The organism is Frateuria sp., from assembly GCF_035944355.1.
In the GTDB taxonomy this organism is placed as follows: Bacteria; Pseudomonadota; Gammaproteobacteria; order Xanthomonadales; family Rhodanobacteraceae; genus Frateuria_A.
The window spans coordinates 228,067-244,695 of the sequence record NZ_DASZBH010000012.1 but is presented as its reverse complement, the minus strand read 5'-3'; the positions used below and the strand labels follow the sequence as shown (position 1 = coordinate 244,695).

At 70.1% G+C, this 16,629-nt stretch carries 17 protein-coding genes; 13 read left to right on the top strand and 4 right to left on the bottom strand.

What is annotated here, in order from left to right:
- Nucleotides 1-5 precede the first annotated feature (5 nt).
- Nucleotides 6-299, bottom strand: coding sequence for a co-chaperone GroES (gene groES / locus VGU03_RS10040; protein ID WP_049623107.1), 294 nt, complete (start codon nt 297-299; stop codon nt 6-8).
- Between the two features lie 227 nt (nt 300-526).
- Between groES and cutA the strand changes: the two genes are divergently transcribed.
- The 11 genes from cutA (at nt 527) to purH (ending at nt 11,518) form a co-directional block, all read left to right on the top strand.
- Nucleotides 527-865 carry a divalent-cation tolerance protein CutA gene (gene cutA, locus VGU03_RS10035; RefSeq protein WP_327480241.1) on the top strand — a complete coding sequence of 113 codons (339 nt, stop codon included), beginning with the start codon at nt 527-529 and terminating at the stop codon, nt 863-865.
- A gap of 58 nt (nt 866-923) precedes the next feature.
- Nucleotides 924-1,820, top strand: a complete 897-nt coding sequence (locus VGU03_RS10030) for a DMT family transporter (RefSeq protein WP_327480240.1) — start codon at nt 924-926, stop codon at nt 1,818-1,820.
- A 73-nt stretch (nt 1,821-1,893) separates the two neighbouring features.
- Nucleotides 1,894-4,077 (top strand): protein-disulfide reductase DsbD, encoded by a 2,184-nt coding sequence (locus VGU03_RS10025; RefSeq protein ID WP_327480239.1) that lies wholly within the window; start codon nt 1,894-1,896, stop codon nt 4,075-4,077.
- A gap of 1 nt (nt 4,078) precedes the next feature.
- On the top strand, nt 4,079-4,606 hold the full coding sequence (locus VGU03_RS10020; protein ID WP_327480238.1) for a TlpA disulfide reductase family protein: 528 nt from the start codon (nt 4,079-4,081) through the stop codon (nt 4,604-4,606).
- A 271-nt stretch (nt 4,607-4,877) separates the two neighbouring features.
- Entirely contained in the window at nt 4,878-5,315 is a 438-nt protein-coding gene (gene aroQ / locus VGU03_RS10015; protein WP_327480237.1) for a type II 3-dehydroquinate dehydratase, read from the top strand.
- 51 nt (nt 5,316-5,366) lie between these two features.
- Entirely contained in the window at nt 5,367-5,834 is a 468-nt protein-coding gene (gene accB, locus VGU03_RS10010) for an acetyl-CoA carboxylase biotin carboxyl carrier protein (RefSeq protein ID WP_327480236.1), read from the top strand.
- 123 nt (nt 5,835-5,957) lie between these two features.
- Entirely contained in the window at nt 5,958-7,325 is a 1,368-nt protein-coding gene (gene accC / locus VGU03_RS10005; RefSeq protein ID WP_327480235.1) for an acetyl-CoA carboxylase biotin carboxylase subunit, read from the top strand.
- 90 nt (nt 7,326-7,415) lie between these two features.
- Nucleotides 7,416-8,318, top strand: a complete 903-nt coding sequence (prmA, locus tag VGU03_RS10000; RefSeq protein WP_327480234.1) for a 50S ribosomal protein L11 methyltransferase — start codon at nt 7,416-7,418, stop codon at nt 8,316-8,318.
- A gap of 211 nt (nt 8,319-8,529) precedes the next feature.
- Nucleotides 8,530-9,318 carry a zinc-ribbon and DUF3426 domain-containing protein gene (locus tag VGU03_RS09995; RefSeq protein WP_327480233.1) on the top strand — a complete coding sequence of 263 codons (789 nt, stop codon included), beginning with the start codon at nt 8,530-8,532 and terminating at the stop codon, nt 9,316-9,318.
- 159 nt (nt 9,319-9,477) lie between these two features.
- Nucleotides 9,478-9,768, top strand: a complete 291-nt coding sequence (locus tag VGU03_RS09990) for a helix-turn-helix domain-containing protein (protein WP_327480232.1) — start codon at nt 9,478-9,480, stop codon at nt 9,766-9,768.
- A gap of 127 nt (nt 9,769-9,895) precedes the next feature.
- Complete coding sequence (gene purH / locus VGU03_RS09985; protein WP_327480231.1) at nt 9,896-11,518, top strand: bifunctional phosphoribosylaminoimidazolecarboxamide formyltransferase/IMP cyclohydrolase; 1,623 nt, start codon at nt 9,896-9,898, stop codon at nt 11,516-11,518.
- 120 nt (nt 11,519-11,638) lie between these two features.
- On the opposite strand, the gene VGU03_RS09980 is transcribed toward purH, so the two are convergent.
- Nucleotides 11,639-11,923: a hypothetical protein gene (locus VGU03_RS09980; RefSeq protein ID WP_327480230.1), complete on the bottom strand. Its 285-nt coding sequence runs from the start codon at nt 11,921-11,923 to the stop codon at nt 11,639-11,641.
- A gap of 89 nt (nt 11,924-12,012) precedes the next feature.
- Here VGU03_RS09980 and VGU03_RS09975 point away from each other — a divergent pair, with 89 nt between their 5' ends.
- The gene (locus tag VGU03_RS09975; protein WP_327480229.1) at nt 12,013-12,723 is read left to right on the top strand and encodes a glutathione S-transferase; all 711 of its coding nucleotides are present in this window, start codon (nt 12,013-12,015) and stop codon (nt 12,721-12,723) included.
- 12 nt (nt 12,724-12,735) lie between these two features.
- Here the strand turns inward: VGU03_RS09975 and VGU03_RS09970 are convergent, their stop codons facing one another.
- Complete coding sequence (locus tag VGU03_RS09970; RefSeq protein WP_327480228.1) at nt 12,736-13,167, bottom strand: EamA family transporter; 432 nt, start codon at nt 13,165-13,167, stop codon at nt 12,736-12,738.
- 10 nt (nt 13,168-13,177) lie between these two features.
- A complete protein-coding gene (locus VGU03_RS09965; RefSeq protein ID WP_327480227.1) occupies nt 13,178-13,648 on the bottom strand; it encodes a DUF2782 domain-containing protein in 471 nt (156 codons plus the stop codon).
- A 93-nt stretch (nt 13,649-13,741) separates the two neighbouring features.
- On the opposite strand from VGU03_RS09965, the gene polA reads away from it, so the two are divergent.
- Complete coding sequence (gene polA, locus VGU03_RS09960) at nt 13,742-16,468, top strand: DNA polymerase I (protein ID WP_327480226.1); 2,727 nt, start codon at nt 13,742-13,744, stop codon at nt 16,466-16,468.
- Nucleotides 16,469-16,629: the final 161 nt, after the last annotated feature.

Here is a 16,629-nt window from a genome sequence, read left to right as displayed (position 1 = left end):
CTGAATCAGCCTTCGATCACGGCCACGATGTCGTCTTCCTTCAGGAAGACCAGCTCTTCGCCGTCGATCTTGATTTCCTGGCCGGCGTACTTGCCGAACAGCACCACGTCGCCTTCCTTCAGGCTCATCGGGCGCACGTTGCCGTCTTCCAGGATGCGGCCGGTGCCGGCGGCGATGACCTTGCCGCGGGTCGGCTTCTCGGTGGCGCTGTCGGGGATGACGATGCCGCCGGCGGAGACGCGCTCCTCTTCGAGGCGCTTGACGATGACGCGATCGTGCAGCGGACGCAGTTTGCTCATGGACGGAACTCCACAGTTCAGGGTTGAAAGAGGTGAGGATCACCGGAACGCTGTTAGCACTCGGTGAGGATGAGTGCCAATTCTAGCGACGCGACCGGCCTCTGCAAGAGGCTGGAACGCGAATGGCTCAGCAGGTGGGGTGGCGGCCGGGCTGTTTCAAGGCTTGGCTGGTGCCAGGGGCATGGCATTCTTCGAATGGCGCGGCCAGAGGGCTACCATGCCGCGCCATGTCCGACCCCGTCCTGCTCTGCTATTGCACCTGCCCCGATGACGACAGCGCCCGGCGCATCGCCGAGGCATTGGTGAGCGAACGCCTGGCCGCCTGCGTAAACCAGCTGCCGGGCATCGCTTCGACCTACCGCTGGCAGGGACGGGTCACCACCGACGCCGAACACCTGCTGCTGATCAAGACCACCGCCGCCCGCTTCGAGGCCCTGCGCGTGCGCCTGCTGGCGCTGCACCCGTACGAACTGCCCGAACTCATCGCCGTACCGGTCGAGCGCGCGCATGCCCCTTACCTGGCCTGGGTCCGCGAGGCCACGGGCGAGGCGCCGCAGGACTGCTGACAGCCCTTGTCAGGGGCGCTGCCTCAAACTTGCGTCTCCCGCTCCCGCCAGCCCCGCCATGAAGAAGATCGACTACGCCGTCCTGCTCTTGCTGGGCGCCCTGTGGGGCGGCTCGTTCCTGTTCATGCGCATGGGCGCCGGCGCCTTCGGCGCGCTGCCGCTGGCCGGCCTGCGCGCGATCGGCGCGGCGCTGTGCTTCCTGCCCCTGCTGGCCTCGCGCAGGCGCCTGGCCGAATGGCGCACGCACTGGCGGCCGATCGCCGTGGTCGGGCTGACCAACTCGGCGTTGCCGTTCCTGCTGTTCACTTTCGCCACCCGCAGCCTGCCGGCGGGCCTGGCCTCGATCATCGACGGCATGACGCCGATGTTCGCCGCGCTGATCGGCTGGCTGTGGCTGGGCCAGCGGCTGGATGCCTGGCGCGGCGCCGGGCTGGCAGCCGGCTTCGCCGGCATCCTCTGGCTGGCCGAGGGCAGCCTGGCGCTGGGGCCGGGCGCAGGCCTCGCGCTGCTCGCCTGCGTAGCCGCCACCGTGCTGTACGGCTATGCAGTGCATTACACGCACCTGCGGCTGGCGGGCGTCACGCCGCTGGTGGTGACGGTCGGCAGCCACATGGTCGCCGCCTTGGTGCTGCTGCCGACGACACTGCTGGCCTGGCCGACCCAGGCGCCGCCGCTGCAGGCGTGGCTGGCGGCGGCAGGCCTGGCCGTACTGTGCACCGCGCTGGCCTACGTGCTGTTCTTCTGGGTGCTGGCGCGGGTCGGCGCCGTGCGGATCATGGTGATCCCCTACCTGATTCCCGCTTTCGGCGTGCTGTGGGGTGCGCTGCTGCTGCACGAACCGGTCACCGTCCGCATGCTGGGCGGTTGCGCGGTGATCCTGCTGGGTACGGCGCTGACCACCGGGCTGGTCCGCCCCCGCCGGCCCACGCCGGCGCTGGAAGCCGGGGAGACATAAGGCCGCAACGAACGGAGCCTTGCCCGGCGTGGTCCATAATGGCTCTCCCCGCCGTTGTGCCGCTGGAGTCGCGATGCGCCCGATCACCGGCCGTCTGGCCGCCCGCCTGCCGTTGCTGGTGCTGCTGTTGTGCCTGGCCGCGCTGGCGCCGCCGCTGCGTGCCCAGGAAGACGGCAGCTTGCTGCCGGTCACCCAGGCCTATCGGCTCTCCGCCGACACATCCGTCCCCGGCACGCTCAAGCTGCACTGGGAGATCGCCCCGGACTACTACCTCTACCGCGGCCGCATGAAGTTCAAGCCGGCCGACGGCGTGACGCTGGGTGCGCCGGCCTTCCCTGACGGCGAGAAGCATCACGACGAATACCTGGGCGACGTGGAGACCTACCACCACGCGATCGACGCCAGCGTGCCCTACACGGTGGCGCCGGGCACCAGGCGACTGCGCCTGGGCGTGCAGTTCCAGGGCTGCCACGAGGTGGACCCGAAGATCTGCTATCCGCCGCATACCGAGCAACTGGACCTGCCGCTGCCGGCGGCCGGCGCCGCGGCCGGCGGGGGGTCGCTCGGTGCCGCGCTGCGGAACCTCGGCGCAACCCACGGCTCCACCGGCGGCGACGCGCCGCTCCCCGCCGAGCAGGCCTTCAAGCTCGAAGCGCTCGCGCAGGACCGGCAGCACCTGCTGCTGCGCTGGACCATGCCGCCGGGCTACTACCTCTACCGCGACCAGACCAAGTTGCGGCTGCGCGGCGCCGAGGGCCTGGCGCTCACGCCGCAATGGCCGGCCGGCACGCGCAAGGACGATCCGCACTTCGGCGGCGTCACCGTCTATTTCGGCGAGCTGGACCTGCCGGTCGTCGTCGGCGGCGACCTAGCCGGCCGCTCGCACCTCGCGCTGGACGCCAGCTTCCAGGGCTGCCAGGACGGCGGCCTGTGCTACCCGATGATGACCCGTGCGCTGGACGTCGAGCTGGGCACGGCGGCGCCGGCGATCGGCACGCCCACCGCCGCGACGCCGGCAGCGCCGCCGGCCGCCGCGCAGGGCCCGCTGCAGACCAGCCTGTGGCTCGCCCTGCTGCTCGCCCTCGGTGGCGGCCTGGTGCTGAACCTGATGCCCTGCGTGCTGCCGGTGCTGTCGATCAAGGCGGTCGGCCTGCTCGAAAGCGGCGAGAGCCCGGCCCGCGCGCGGACGCACGCGATCGCCTACACCGCCGGTGTGCTGCTCAGCTTCGTGGTGCTGGGGCTGTCCATCCTCGCCCTGCGCTCGGCCGGCCACGCGCTCGGCTGGGGGACCCAGCTGCAGCAGCCGCTGCTGGTCGGCGTGCTGGCGCTGGTGATGCTGGCGGTGGGCCTGTCGATGTCCGGACTGGTGCAGTTCGGCGCCTCGCTGGGCAACACCGGCGCGGGGCTGGCCACGCGCGGCGGCATCGCCGGCGACTTCTTCACCGGTGTGCTGGCGGTGGTGGTGGCCAGCCCCTGCACGGCGCCCTTCATGGGCAGCGCACTGGCCTACGCCTTCGCCGCGCCGGCGGTGCACGCGCTGCTGGTGTTCGTGGCGCTGGGCATTGGCCTCGCGCTGCCGTTCCTGCTGGTCGGCTTCGTGCCCTCGCTGGCACGGCGGCTGCCGCGGCCGGGCCGCTGGATGGAGACGCTCAAGCAGCTGCTCGCCTTTCCGATGTACCTCACCGCCGCATGGCTGGCCTGGGTGCTGGCCAACCAGCGCGGCGCCGACGCGGTGGGCCTGCTGCTGGTCGCCGCCGTGTTCATGGCATTGACCCTATGGTGGTTCGAGCGCAGCCGCGGCCGCGGCAGCCTGGTGCGGGCGCCGCTGCTGCTGGCCTTGCTGGCCACCCTGGCGCCGCTGTACGGGCTGTCGCAATTGCCCTCGCCAGTCCGTGCGGCGCAGGCCGACAACGGGGTGGTCGCCTACAGCCCGGAGAAACTGGCCGGGCTGCGCGCGGCCGGCACGCCGGTGTTCGTCGACATGACCGCCGACTGGTGCGTCACCTGCAAGGCCAACGAGCACACCGTGCTGGACACGGCGGCGTTCCGCACGCTGCTCCAGCGCACCGGCGCGGTCTACATGAAAGGCGACTGGACCGACGTCGACCCGACCATCGCCACCTTCCTGGAGCACTACCACTCCCCGGGCGTGCCGCTGTACGTGGTGTTCCCACGCGGCGGCGGCGAGGGGCGCAAGCTGCCGACGGTGCTCACCGCCGGTCTGGTCGAAAAGGCTCTGACCGAGGCGGCGCGCTGACATGATGAGCCGGGCGAGCTGGCTGATCCTGCTGCTGGCAGTACTCGCCGCCGCGGCGGGCGGCTGGCTGCAGCGCGCCTCGCGCATGCGGCACGGGCCGGACCTGGCCGGCCAGTCCGCGCCGGCCATGCAACTGGCCGACCTGCAGGGGCGCACGCATGCCCTGTCCGACTATGCCGGCCGCCGCGTGCTGGTCAACTTCTGGGCAAGCTGGTGCGGGCCGTGCCTGAAGGAGATGCCGGCGCTGGCCGCGGCGCAGGCCCGGTTCGGCGGCAACCGCCCGGTCGTGGTCGGCATCGCCATGGATACGCCGGACAACGTGCGCGCATATCTCCATGAGCATCCGGTCGCCTACCCGATCCTGCTCGGCCGGCTGGACAGCCCCGACAGCGCGCAGCAGCTGGGCGATGGCGAGGGCATGCTGCCCTACAGCGTGCTGCTGGGCGCGGACAGCAAGGTGCTGGAAAGCCATGCCGGCGTGCTGGATGCGGCTACGCTGGAACGCTGGCTCGGCAAGGGCTCCCCGTAGCGGCGCACCGGCGCGCGACCGCGGATCCTTCCTGCCGGACAGACAGCGGCAGACAGACATCCGGCACGGCGCCTTGTCCACCCGGCCTCTGCCAGCCGGACCTGAAAAGCGCCCAAAGGCCGCGATATCCGCCAGCCACATACGCCTACGCACGGTTTGTTCGTCGGTTCTCCGTCAAACATCGCCGATCTGCGCCGAAGTGGACAACATCGGCCGGCGCGCGCAAACTTCGCTCCTTCGCCGGACCGTCCGGCTGGCTGCAAGGTGTCGCGTGGCGAAGCTGCTGGTCCTGCACGGACCCAACCTCAACCTGCTGGGCTCGCGCGAGCCAGAGATCTACGGGCACGACACGCTCGCGGACATCGATGCGCGACTGGCCCATAAGGCGCAGGCGGCCGGGCACGCGCTCACCAGCTTCCAGTCCAATGCCGAGCACGCCCTGGTCGAGCGCGTGCAGCAGGCGCGCGCCGAGGGCATCGACTGGATCCTGATCAACCCGGCGGCCTTCACCCACACCAGCATCGCCCTGCGCGACGCACTGGCGGCGGTGGCGATCCCATTCATCGAGGTGCACCTGTCCAACGTGCACGCGCGCGAGCCGTTCCGGCGGCATTCCTATCTTTCCGATCTCGCGGTGGGCGTGATCTGCGGCTTCGGCGGCGACAGCTACGCGCTGGCGCTGGATGCGGCCTTGCGCCGGCTGAACTGACTTCCCTTGAACCCGTGCCGCCGCGGCGGCCCCTGAAACAAAGGCACTCCCATGGATCTGCGCAAGATCAAGAAACTGATCGACCTGCTCGAGGAATCCAACCTCGCCGAACTGGAAATCAAGGAAGGCGAGGAAGTGGTCCGCCTTTCGCGCGTGCCCACCGGCGGCATGACGGTGGCCGCCGCGCCGGTGGCGCTGCAGGCCGCGCCGGCCGCCCCGGCGCCCGCCCCCGCAGCCGCGCCCGTGGCCAGCGCAGCCGCGCCCGCCGCCAGCGGCCTGCCCGAAGGCCACGTGGTCAAGGCGCCGATGGTCGGCACCTTCTACGCCTCGGCCACGCCGGGCGCGGCCGCCTTCGTCAAGGTCGGCCAGCAGGTCAAGGCCGGCGAGACGCTGGGCATCATCGAGGCGATGAAGATGTTCAACCAGATCGAGGCCGACGTCGCCGGCACCGTGCAGGCAATCCTGGTCGAGAACGGCCAGCCGGTCGAATTCGACCAGCCGATGTTCGTGATTGCCTGATTTGGCCGGGAACGGGGAACGGGGAACAGGGAACGGGGAAAGCCAGGAGCCGCGACATCGCGCTTTTGTTTTTCCCGTTCCCCGTTCCCCGCTCCCTGTTCCCGGCTCCTTTGGAGCCCTCCCATGCTAGAAAAAGTCGTCATTGCCAACCGCGGCGAGATCGCGCTGCGCGTGCTGCGCGCGTGCCACAGCCTCGGCATCAAGACGGTCGCGGTGCATTCCACCGCCGATCGCAACCTCAAGCACGTGGGCCTGGCCGATGAGGCGATCTGCATCGGCTCGGCGCCTTCGGCCGACAGCTACCTCAACATCCCGCGGATCATCGCGGCGGCGGAGATCTCCGACGCACAGGCGATCCACCCCGGCTACGGCTTCCTCTCCGAGCGCGCGGACTTCGCCGAACAGGTGGAACAGTCCGGTTTCATCTTCATCGGCCCGACCGCCGACGTGATCCGCCTGATGGGCGACAAGGTCGAGGCGATCCGCGCCATGAAGGCCGCCGGCGTGCCGTGCGTACCCGGCTCCGGCGGCCCGCTGGGCGAGGACATCGAGGCCAACCTCAAGATCGCCCGCGAGATCGGCTACCCGGTGATCATCAAGGCCGCCGGCGGCGGCGGCGGCCGCGGCATGCGCGTGGTGCGCACCGAGGCGCACCTGTCCAACGCCATCACCATGACCAAGTCCGAGGCCAAGGCCGCCTTCGGCAACGACATGGTTTACATGGAGAAATTCCTGGAGAACCCGCGCCACGTGGAGGTCCAGGTGCTGGCCGACGGCCAGGGCAACGCCATCCACCTGGGCGAGCGCGACTGCTCGATGCAGCGCCGTCACCAGAAGGTGGTCGAGGAAGCGCCTGCCCCGGGCATCACGCCGGAGCTGCGCGCACAGATCGGCAAGGTCTGCGTCGATGCCTGCATCCGCATCGGCTACCGCGGCGCCGGCACCTTCGAGTTCCTGTTCGAGAACGGCCGCTTCTACTTCATCGAGATGAACACCCGCATCCAGGTGGAGCATCCGGTGACCGAGCTGATCACCGGCGTGGACCTGGTGCGCGAGCAGCTCTTGATCGCCGGCGGCGAAAAGCTCTCGATCCGCCAGGAGGACATCCAGATCCGCGGCCACGCCATCGAGTGCCGCATCAACGCCGAGGACCCGGACACCTTCATGCCCAGCCCCGGCACGGTCAAGCGCTTCGAGGCGCCGGGCGGCCCCGGCGTGCGCGTGGATACGCACCTGTACGACGGCTACCGCATCCCGCCCAACTACGACTCGATGATCGGCAAGCTGATCGTGCACGGCCCTGACCGCGAAACCGCGATCGCGCGCATGCGCCTGGCGCTGGCCGAGACGGTGATCGAGGGCGTCAAGTGCAACATCCCGCTGCAGCAGCGCATCATGGCCGACGCCGGCTTCCAGCACGGCGGCCAGAACATCCATTACCTGGAAAAGCGCATGGCCGAGCAGAAGGAACAGAAGGGCGGCGGGGACTAGCGCCGCGAGACCCGGCCAAACGGGCGTCATTCCCGCGCAAGCGGGAACGACGCCACGGCAGGTTTGAAGCCTTTCCGCAAGAAGCCACCCATGCCCTTCCTCGAACTCGCACTCACCCTCCGCGCCGAGCAGCAGCCGCGCGTGGAGGAAGCCCTCGACGACCTCGGCGCCCTGTCGATCACCCTGCGCGACGCCGACGCTGAGACGCCCGACGAGCAGGCGATCTTCGAACCGGGCGTGGGCGAGCTGCCGCTGTGGCCGACGATCACCCTGGACGCGCTGTTCGACGCCGGCACCGACCGGCGCGGCCTGGCCGAAGCGCTGGGCGAGCTGCTGCCCTGGCTGGAGCCCTCGCAGCTCAGTTTCCGCGAGGTGGCCGACGAGGATTGGGAACGCGCCTGGATGGACCAGTTCAAGCCGATGCCGTTCGGCCGCCGGCTGTGGATCTATCCCTGGAACATCGAGCCGCCCGTCGGCGAAGACATCGTGGTGGTACGGCTGGATCCGGGCCTGGCCTTCGGCAGCGGCACCCATCCGACCACCGCGCTGTGCCTGGAATGGCTCGATGGTCTCGAACTCGCCGGCCGGCACGTGACCGACTACGGCTGCGGCTCGGGCATCCTGGCCATCGCCGCGCTCAAGCTCGGTGCCGCCGGCGCGACCGGCGTGGACAACGACCCGCAAGCCCTGACCGCCTCGCGCGACAACGCCGAACGCAACGGCGTGGCCGACCGGCTCGCCGTGTTCCTGCCCGGCGACGAACCGGCCGCGCCCGCCGACGTGTTCGTCGCCAACATCCTGGCAGGCCCGCTGGGCGCACTCGCGCCGACCTTCGCCGCCGCCTGCAAGCCGGGGGCGCCGTTCGCCATCTCGGGCATCCTCGACGGCCAGCAGGACGAGTTGCTGGCGCGCTATGCCGAATGGTTCGACGGCCTGCGCGTGGACGCATGCGAGGACTGGGTGCGCATCAGCGGCCGCCGCCGCGGCGCTTGATCCCTTTCCCGCCAAGGCGAGGACTGCCCCGCAGGGCAATTGAGGCAAGCTTGGGCGAGCCATCCGCCGCCGGCGCGTTGGTTGACCAGGCGCCAAGCCCGCCCCCATCGGCCTTCGGCGCCTTCCCCCGTTCAAGGCGAAGGGCCGGCGACATCGCTCAACGTGCGCTTGCGCTCCGACAACCGCCGGCTTTGCCTTTACTCTTGCGCGCATGTACACCCAGTGTCCCGACTGCCTGACCGTGTTCTCGCTCGATGCGGGCGCGCTGGCGCAGGCGCGCGGCGGGGTGATCTGCGGCAACTGCGAGATGCTGTTCGACGCGCTGGAAACGCTCACCGGCCAGTTGCCGCCCGAGCCGTTCCGCCTGCTGCCTGCGCACGTCCGCTCCGAGCAGGCGCCCAAGCTCGAGTTGGCCGTCTATCGGCCGCACGCCAACACGGCGGCCGCGGCGGCGCCAGCCATGACCGCGGCGCCGGCCGAACCGGCATTCACCCCGCACTTCGTGCACGACCGCCGCGCGCCGCGCCGGCGCGCGCGGCGCTGGCCCTGGATCGTCACCTGCCTGCTGCTGGCCCTGCTGCTGGCGGCGCAGGTGGCTTGGGCCAAGCGCGCCGAGCTCGTCGCCGACCCGACCCTCGGCGCCTGGCTGCGCCAGGCCTGCGCCGCCCTCGGCTGCGAGTTGCCCTTGGTGCGCGACGTGCGCCAGTTGCGCGTGGTCGCCCGCGACGTGCAGGCGCACCCGAGCGTGCCTGGCGCGCTGATGGTCAGCGCCACCATCCGCAACGATGCCCCCTTCGCGCAGCCCTTCCCGGTGGTCACGCTCACCCTCTCCGATGCCGACGGGCATCGCCTGGCGATGCGCCGCCTGCGCCCGTCCGAATACCTCGATGACGCCGCGGCGATCCGTGCCGGCCTGGCGCCCGGCGCGAGCGCCGCGCTGCTGATCGAGGTGGCCGATCCGGGCGCGCGCGCGGTGGCCTTCGAATTCGGTTTCGAGTGAAACCAACCGGCTGCACGCAAGCACTTAAATTTATCCCCCCGCGCCGGTACACTCCCCCTTTGCGCACGCTCCAACGCATGCCAAGCGCGCCGCCGCCAGCGGCAGATCCGACATAACCATTGCAGCGGCCCAAGCAGCCGCCGCGTCGCTCGTGAGGGAATGCCCGTGAACGTCGTTCGATTGCCTGTCACCGAGGCCGTCCGGGAGACTCCGCCGTCGCAGAGCGCACTTGGCGAGTGCGTCAGCCGCACCGTGCGCCGCTACCTGGCCGACATCGGCGATACCGCTTGCGACGAAGGCCTGCACGCGCTGGTGATCCACGAAGTCGAAGGCCCGCTGCTGCGCGAAGTGCTGGCCTTCCACGACGGCAACCAGAGCCGCGCCGCCGCCGTGCTCGGCATCAACCGCGCCACGCTGCGCAAGAAGCTGGCCGCGCACGGCCTGCTGTAAGGCCTTTCAGGCCGCGCAAGGCAGCTCTGCCTTGCGCTCGAGCCCAAGCTTGGCCGTCTAGCCGTCCAAAAAAATAGCTCCGCCCACTCGGGCTATAATTGCGGGCTTTCCCCTTCTGGAAGCCGCCATGTCCGCCGCCGTCACGCCCGTCCGCCGCGCCCTGCTCAGCGTTTCCGACAAGACCGGGCTGATCGAGCTGGGGCGCCGGCTCGCCGCCCGGGGCGTGCAGCTGCTGTCCACCGGCGGCTCGGCCCGTGCCTTGCGTGAAGCCGGCATCGCGGTCACCGACGTCAGCGAGCTCACCGGATTTCCCGAGATCATGGACGGCCGCGTCAAGACGCTGCACCCGAAGGTGCACGGCGGCCTGCTCGGCCGGCGCGGCACGGACGACGCGGTCATGGCCCAGCTCGGCATCCAGCCGATCGACCTGCTGGTGCTCAACCTTTACCCGTTCGAGCAGACCGTCGCCCGGCCCGACTGCACGCTGGAACAGGCCATCGAGAACATCGATATCGGCGGCCCCGCGATGCTGCGCTCGGCCGCGAAGAACTGGGCCGACGTGGCGGTGCTGACCTCGCCCGACCAGTACGAGGATGCGCTCGCCGAGATCGAGCGCGACGGCGGCCTCTCGCGCGCCACCCGCTTCAGGCTCGCGGTGGCCGCATTCAATCGCGTCTCCGACTACGACGGCGCGATCAGCGACTATCTCTCGAGCCTGAAGCTCAACGAGGCGCACGACGCCATCGCCGGCCACGAGACGTTCGGCGGCCAGGCCAATGGCCGCTTCGTGAAGCTGATGGACCTGCGCTACGGCGAGAACCCGCACCAGAGCGCCGCGTTCTACCGCGACCTCTATCCGGCGCCGGGCACGCTGGCGACCTTCCGCCAGCTGCAGGGCAAGGAACTCTCGTTCAACAACATCGCCGACGCCGACGCGGCATGGGAGTGCGTGCGCAGCTTCGTCAAGCCGGCCTGCGTGATCGTCAAGCACGCCAACCCGTGCGGCGTGGCGGTGAGCCTGGAGGGGACGGCCAAGGCCTACGACCTGGCCTTCCAGACCGACCCCACCTCGGCCTTCGGCGGCATCATCGCGTTCAACCGCGAGGTCGACGGCGCCACCGCGCGATCCATTGTCGAGCGGCAGTTCGTCGAGGTGGTGCTGGCGCCCGGCTATGCCGACGATGCGCTCAAGGCCTTCGCGAAGAAGGGCAACGTGCGCGTGCTGGAAATCCCGCCGCCGGCGAACGCCGATCTGGAGCGAGGCGACCTGCGCGCCCCGCACCCCGGCATGAACGTCAAGCGCGTGGGCTCCGGGCTGCTGATCCAGACCGCCGACACCGGCATGATCGGCGCCGCCGACCTCAAGGTGGTGACCAAGCGCGCGCCCACGCCCGAGCAGATCGACGACCTGATCTTCGCCTGGAAGGTGGCCAAGTTCGTCAAGTCCAACGCCATCGTCTACGCCAAGCACCGCCAGACCATCGGCATCGGCGCCGGCCAGATGAGCCGCGTGTACAGCGCGAAGATCGCCGGCATCAAGGCGGCGGACGAGAAGCTCGAAGTGCGCGGCTCGGTGATGGCGAGCGACGCCTTCTTCCCGTTCCGGGACGGCATCGACGCGGCCGCCGAGGCCGGCATCGCCGCGGTGATCCAGCCGGGCGGCTCGATGCGTGACGCCGAGGTCATCGCGGCTGCCGACGAGCACGACATGGCCATGGTGTTTACCGGCATGCGCCACTTCCGCCACTGAGCCTTGGAGCCTCTCTCCCATCCGGAGAGGGGCTGGAGTGAGGGTCCGGGCGGCGCGCAACCTCCGCTGAAACCAGGCGCTCATCGCGCGCGCGCTCCCGCCGCGGGAGGCAACCAGGCGTCACAGGAAACGCCCCACCAGCGCCTGCCACTCGGCCTTGATCGGTTCTGTGCAGAACGGCAACCCCGCGCGCCCGTACCAGTAGAGGGCATTGCCCTCGTCGCCCTCGAGGCGATGCACGTGCGCATGGATGGCGGCGGCGCCCGTGTCCTCCAGCACCTGCACCAGGTGGTGGGCGCGCTCCGGCGCGCCGCGGCCCAGCCACCACAGCGCCTGCAGGTGGACGGAAAGGTCGGGCGGCGGTTCGCTGCCGGCGAGCGAGGAGAGGAAGGCGGTTTGGTCCATGGCGACTCCCGTGCGGCCGCGGCGTAACCCTCACGACTCCTTATGGCGCCGCTTGCGAGCCTTGGCAAGGCCAACGGGAGCCCATGCCCATGACCTACGAGCTCTACTACTGGACCGGCATACAGGGCCGAGGCGAATTCGTGCGCCTGGCCCTGGAGGACGCCGGCGCGGACTATGTGGACGTCGCGCGCGAACAAGGCGATGCGGCCATGAAGCCCTTCCTCGACGGCAGGCGCGACGAGGCGCTGCCGTTCGCTCCGCCCTTCCTCAAGGCCGGCCACCTGCTGATCGCACAGACCGCCGCCATCCTGGACTACCTGGGCCAGCACCTGCGGCTGGTGCCCGAGGGCGAGGCGCGGCGCATCTATGCCAACCAGTTGCAGTTGACCATCGCCGACCTGGTCGCCGAGATCCACGACAGCCATCACCCGATCGCCGCCGGCCTCTACTACCACGACCAGAAACCCGAAGCCGCGCGACGCGCCGCCGACCTGCGCCAGCACCGGCTACCGAAGTACCTGGACTACTTCGAGCGCGTGCTCGGGCGCGGCGACGGGCGCCACGCGCTGGGCAGCCATTCCTACGTGGACCTGTCGCTGTTCCAACTGCTCGCCGGCCTGGACTACGCCTTTCCGCGCGCCATGGCGCGCCTGCGCACCGGGCTGCCGCGGCTTGGCGCGCTCGCGGCGGAAGTCGCCGCCCGCCCGCGCGTCGCCGCCTACCTCGCCTCGCCGCGGCGCCTGCCGTTCAACGAGAGCGGCCTTTTCCGCCATTATCCGGAACTGGACGACCCGGCCTGATCGCGGCCGCGCTCAGAACAGCGCGATGACGACCGCACCGGCCACGATCAGCGCGCCGCCCACCAGCAACGACAGGCTCGGCCGCTCGCCAAGGAACACCAGCCCCAGCACGATCGCCATCGCCACGCTGAGCTTGTCGATCGGCGCGACCTTGCTCACCGGGCCCAGCTGCAGGGCCCGGTAGTAGCACAGCCACGAAAGCCCGGTGGCGATCCCGGAAAGCACCAGGAACAGCCAGCTGTGCCAGGGCAGGCCTGCGGGCCGCGCCCATTCGCCGCGCAGGCTGAGGATGCCGGCGGTGACAGCGAGGATCACCAGCGTGCGGATGAACGTGGCCAGATTGGAATTGATCCCCGCCACGCCGAGCTTGCCGAACAGCGCCGTCAGCGCGGCGAAGAAGGCCGAACCCAGCGCGAACAGCAACCAGCTCTGGCGCAGGTCCATGGCGGACGCCTCAGTCGCCGTTGCCGCCCGCGGAGGCCGCCGGTGCCGGCTTGCTCTTGCCCCACTCCAGCACCTTGTACATCACCGGCCGCGCCGGCTTCTGGCCGTGCTCGTCGACCAGCCGGCCGCTGGGGTCGACCATGTAGGTCTGCGCGATGCCGTTGGGCGGCGTCACCACCACCATGTAGAGCTGGCCGTTGCGGCGGTACTCCTGCACGGTGTTCTCGCCCTGCTGGTGCACGCTCACTTCCGGCAGCGGCTGGCCGGACCTGATCGGCGCGGGCGTGACCGGCAGCAGCGACGTGCTGCCATGCGCCGGGGCGGCGGCGGGCGATGCCTGGGGAGAGGCCGGCGCGCTCGCATGCACGCCCGGATCGTTCATGCCCGGGGGCGGCGGCACGTTGACCGGCGGCCGGGTCTGCGCGAAAGCCGGGGCGGTGGCCAGGGCGGCGGCGAGGACGATGGCGGCAGAAGACTTCATGGGGGACTCCGTCGATGTACCGCGAGCATAGCAGCGGCCCCGGCGTGGCCCGGTGAACCGCGATCTCATGGCACGCGTGCGAGAATCGTTTCCATGCCCAAGCTCATCCTGATCGACGGTTCCTCCTACCTCTACCGCGCCTTCCATGCACTGCCGCCGCTGACCAATGCGCGCGGCGAGCCCACCGGCGCGCTGTTCGGCGTGGTCAACATGCTGCGCGCCACGCTCAAGGCGCAGCCCGAATACCTGGCCTTCGTCTGCGATGCGCCCGGGCGCACCTTTCGCGACGAGATCTACGCCGAGTACAAGGCCAACCGTCCGCCGATGCCCGACGACCTGCGCGCCCAGGTCGAGCCGATGATGGCGATCGTCGGCGCACTGGGCTTCCCGATCCTGTGCATCCCCGGCGTGGAGGCCGACGACGTGATCGGCACGCTGGCCCAGGCGGCCGCGGCGCAAGGCATCGACGTGACCATCTCCACCGGCGACAAGGACCTGGCCCAGCTGGTGGGGCCACACGTGACGCTGGTCAACACGATGACCAACGTGACGCTGGACATCGCCGGCGTCACCGAGAAGTTCGGCGTGCCGCCAGGGCGCATAGTCGATTTCCTGAGCCTCACCGGCGACAGCATCGACAACGTGCCGGGCGTGACCAAGTGCGGCCCCAAGACGGCGGCCAAGTGGCTGGCCGAGTACGGCTCGCTGGAGGGCGTGATCGCCAACGCGGACAAGGTCGGCGGCAAGATCGGCGAGTACCTGCGCGAGGCGCTGCCCAAGCTGCCGCTGTCGCGCGAGCTGGTGACCATCCGCACCGACGTCGGACTCGAACACGGCCCGTCCGACCTCACCCTGCGCGAACGTGACACCGCCGCGCTGCGCGAACTGTTCACCCGCTACGAGTTCAAGGCTGCATTGAAGGACCTCGACGCCGAGGCCGGCGGCCCGGCGCCGATACCCGAGGTCGCGCCCGCGCCGCCCGTCCAGGCGGCTCCGAGCGCGGCGGACGCACGCCCGGGCGAATACGAGCTGGTCACCACGCCGGAGCAATTCGAGCGCTGGCTCGGCAAGCTGCGCGAGGCTCCGCTGATCGCCTTCGACACCGAAACCAGCAGTATCGACGCCATGCGCGCCGAGCTGATCGGCCTGTCGTTCGCGGTCGAGCCGGGCAAGGCCTGCTACATCCCGCTGGCGCACGACTACCCGGGCGCCCCCTGGCAGCTGGACCGCGACCAGGTGCTGCACGCGCTCAAACCCCTGTTCGAGGACCCCTCGCGCCCCAAGCTCGGCCAGCACTCCAAGTACGACATCAACGTGCTGTCGCACTACGGCGTCGGCGTGCAGGGGCTCAGGCACGATTCCATGCTCGCCTCCTACGCGTGGAACGCGACCGCCACGCGCCACGACATGGACTCGCTGGCCGCCCGCTACCTGGGCTACCAGACCATCAAGTACGAGGAAGTCGCCGGCAAGGGGGCCAAGCAGATCCCGTTCTCGCAGGTGGACCTCGACACCGCCTGCCGCTACGCCGCCGAGGACGCCGACATCACCCTGCGCCTGCACCAGGCGCTGCAGCCGATGCTGCAAAGCGTGCCGGCGCTCAAGCGCGTGTACGAGCAGATCGAGGTGCCGCTCGCGCCGATCCTGGCCGGCATGGAGCGCAAGGGCGTGCTGATCGACGTCGACGAATTGCGCAGGCAGAGCCAGGAGCTGGGCAAGCGCATGCTCGAGCTGCAGCAGCAGGCCTATGCGCACGCCGGGCGTGATTTCAGCCTGGATTCGCCCAAGCAGCTGCAGGCGATCCTGTTCGACGAGCTGGGGCTGGCGGCCAAGCTGAAGACGCCCAAGGGCCAGCCCTCCACCAACGAGGAGGCGCTGGAGGCGATTGCCGACGACCACGCGCTGCCGCGATTGATCCTGGACTACCGCGGCCTGGCCAAGCTGCGCTCCACGTACACCGATAAATTGGCCTCCATGGTCAACCCGCGCACGGGCCGCGTGCATACCTGCTACCACCAGGCGGCGGTGGCGACCGGGCGCATCTCCTCCTCCGACCCCAACCTGCAGAACATCCCGGTGCGCACCGACGAGGGCCGGCGCATCCGTGCCGCCTTCATCGCGCCGCCGGGCTGGGTGGTGATGGCGGCGGATTACTCGCAGATCGAGCTGCGCATCATGGCGCACCTGTCCGGCGACGAGGCGCTGCTGCGCGCCTTCAGGAGCGGCGGCGACGTGCACCGCGCCACCGCCGCCGAGGTATTCGGCGTGGCGCCGGAAGAGATCACGCTCAACCAGCGCCGCGCCGCCAAGGCGATCAACTTCGGCCTGATGTACGGCATGAGCGCTTTCGGCCTGGCCCGGCAGCTGGGGATCGATCGCGGGGAAGCCAGCGACTACATGGCCCGCTACTTCTCGCGCTTCGCCGGCGTACGCGCCTTCATGGACGCTACCCGCGAGCAGGCGCACCGCGACGGCTACGTGGAGACCATCTTCGGCCGCCGCCTGTACCTGGAGAACCTCAAGGCCCGCAACCAGGCCCTGCGCGCCGGCGCCGAGCGCGCCGCGGTCAACGCGCCCATGCAGGGCAGCGCCGCGGACATCATCAAGCGGGCCATGATCGCGATGGGCTCGTACCTGTGCGAGCGCACCGACGCGCACATGCTGATGCAGGTGCACGACGAACTGGTGTTCGAGGTGCAGGAGGACGCCGTGGACGCCATGCGCCAGGCGGTGACCGAGCGCATGTCCGGCGCCGCAGAGCTTGCCGTGCCGCTGGTGGTGGACGTGGGCGTGGGCGCGAACTGGGAGCAGGCGCACTAGCTTTTGCTCCCTCTCCCTCGGGCGCAGCCCGGGGGAGAGGGTTGGGGAGAGGGGGAGGTCTTTCGCTCCTTGCCCCTCCATCCAAGGCGCAAGCCAAGCAAGCGCCCCAGCCTCTCCCCGGCGTGGCCGGGGAAAGGGAGCAGGATCGTGCGGATGAACGG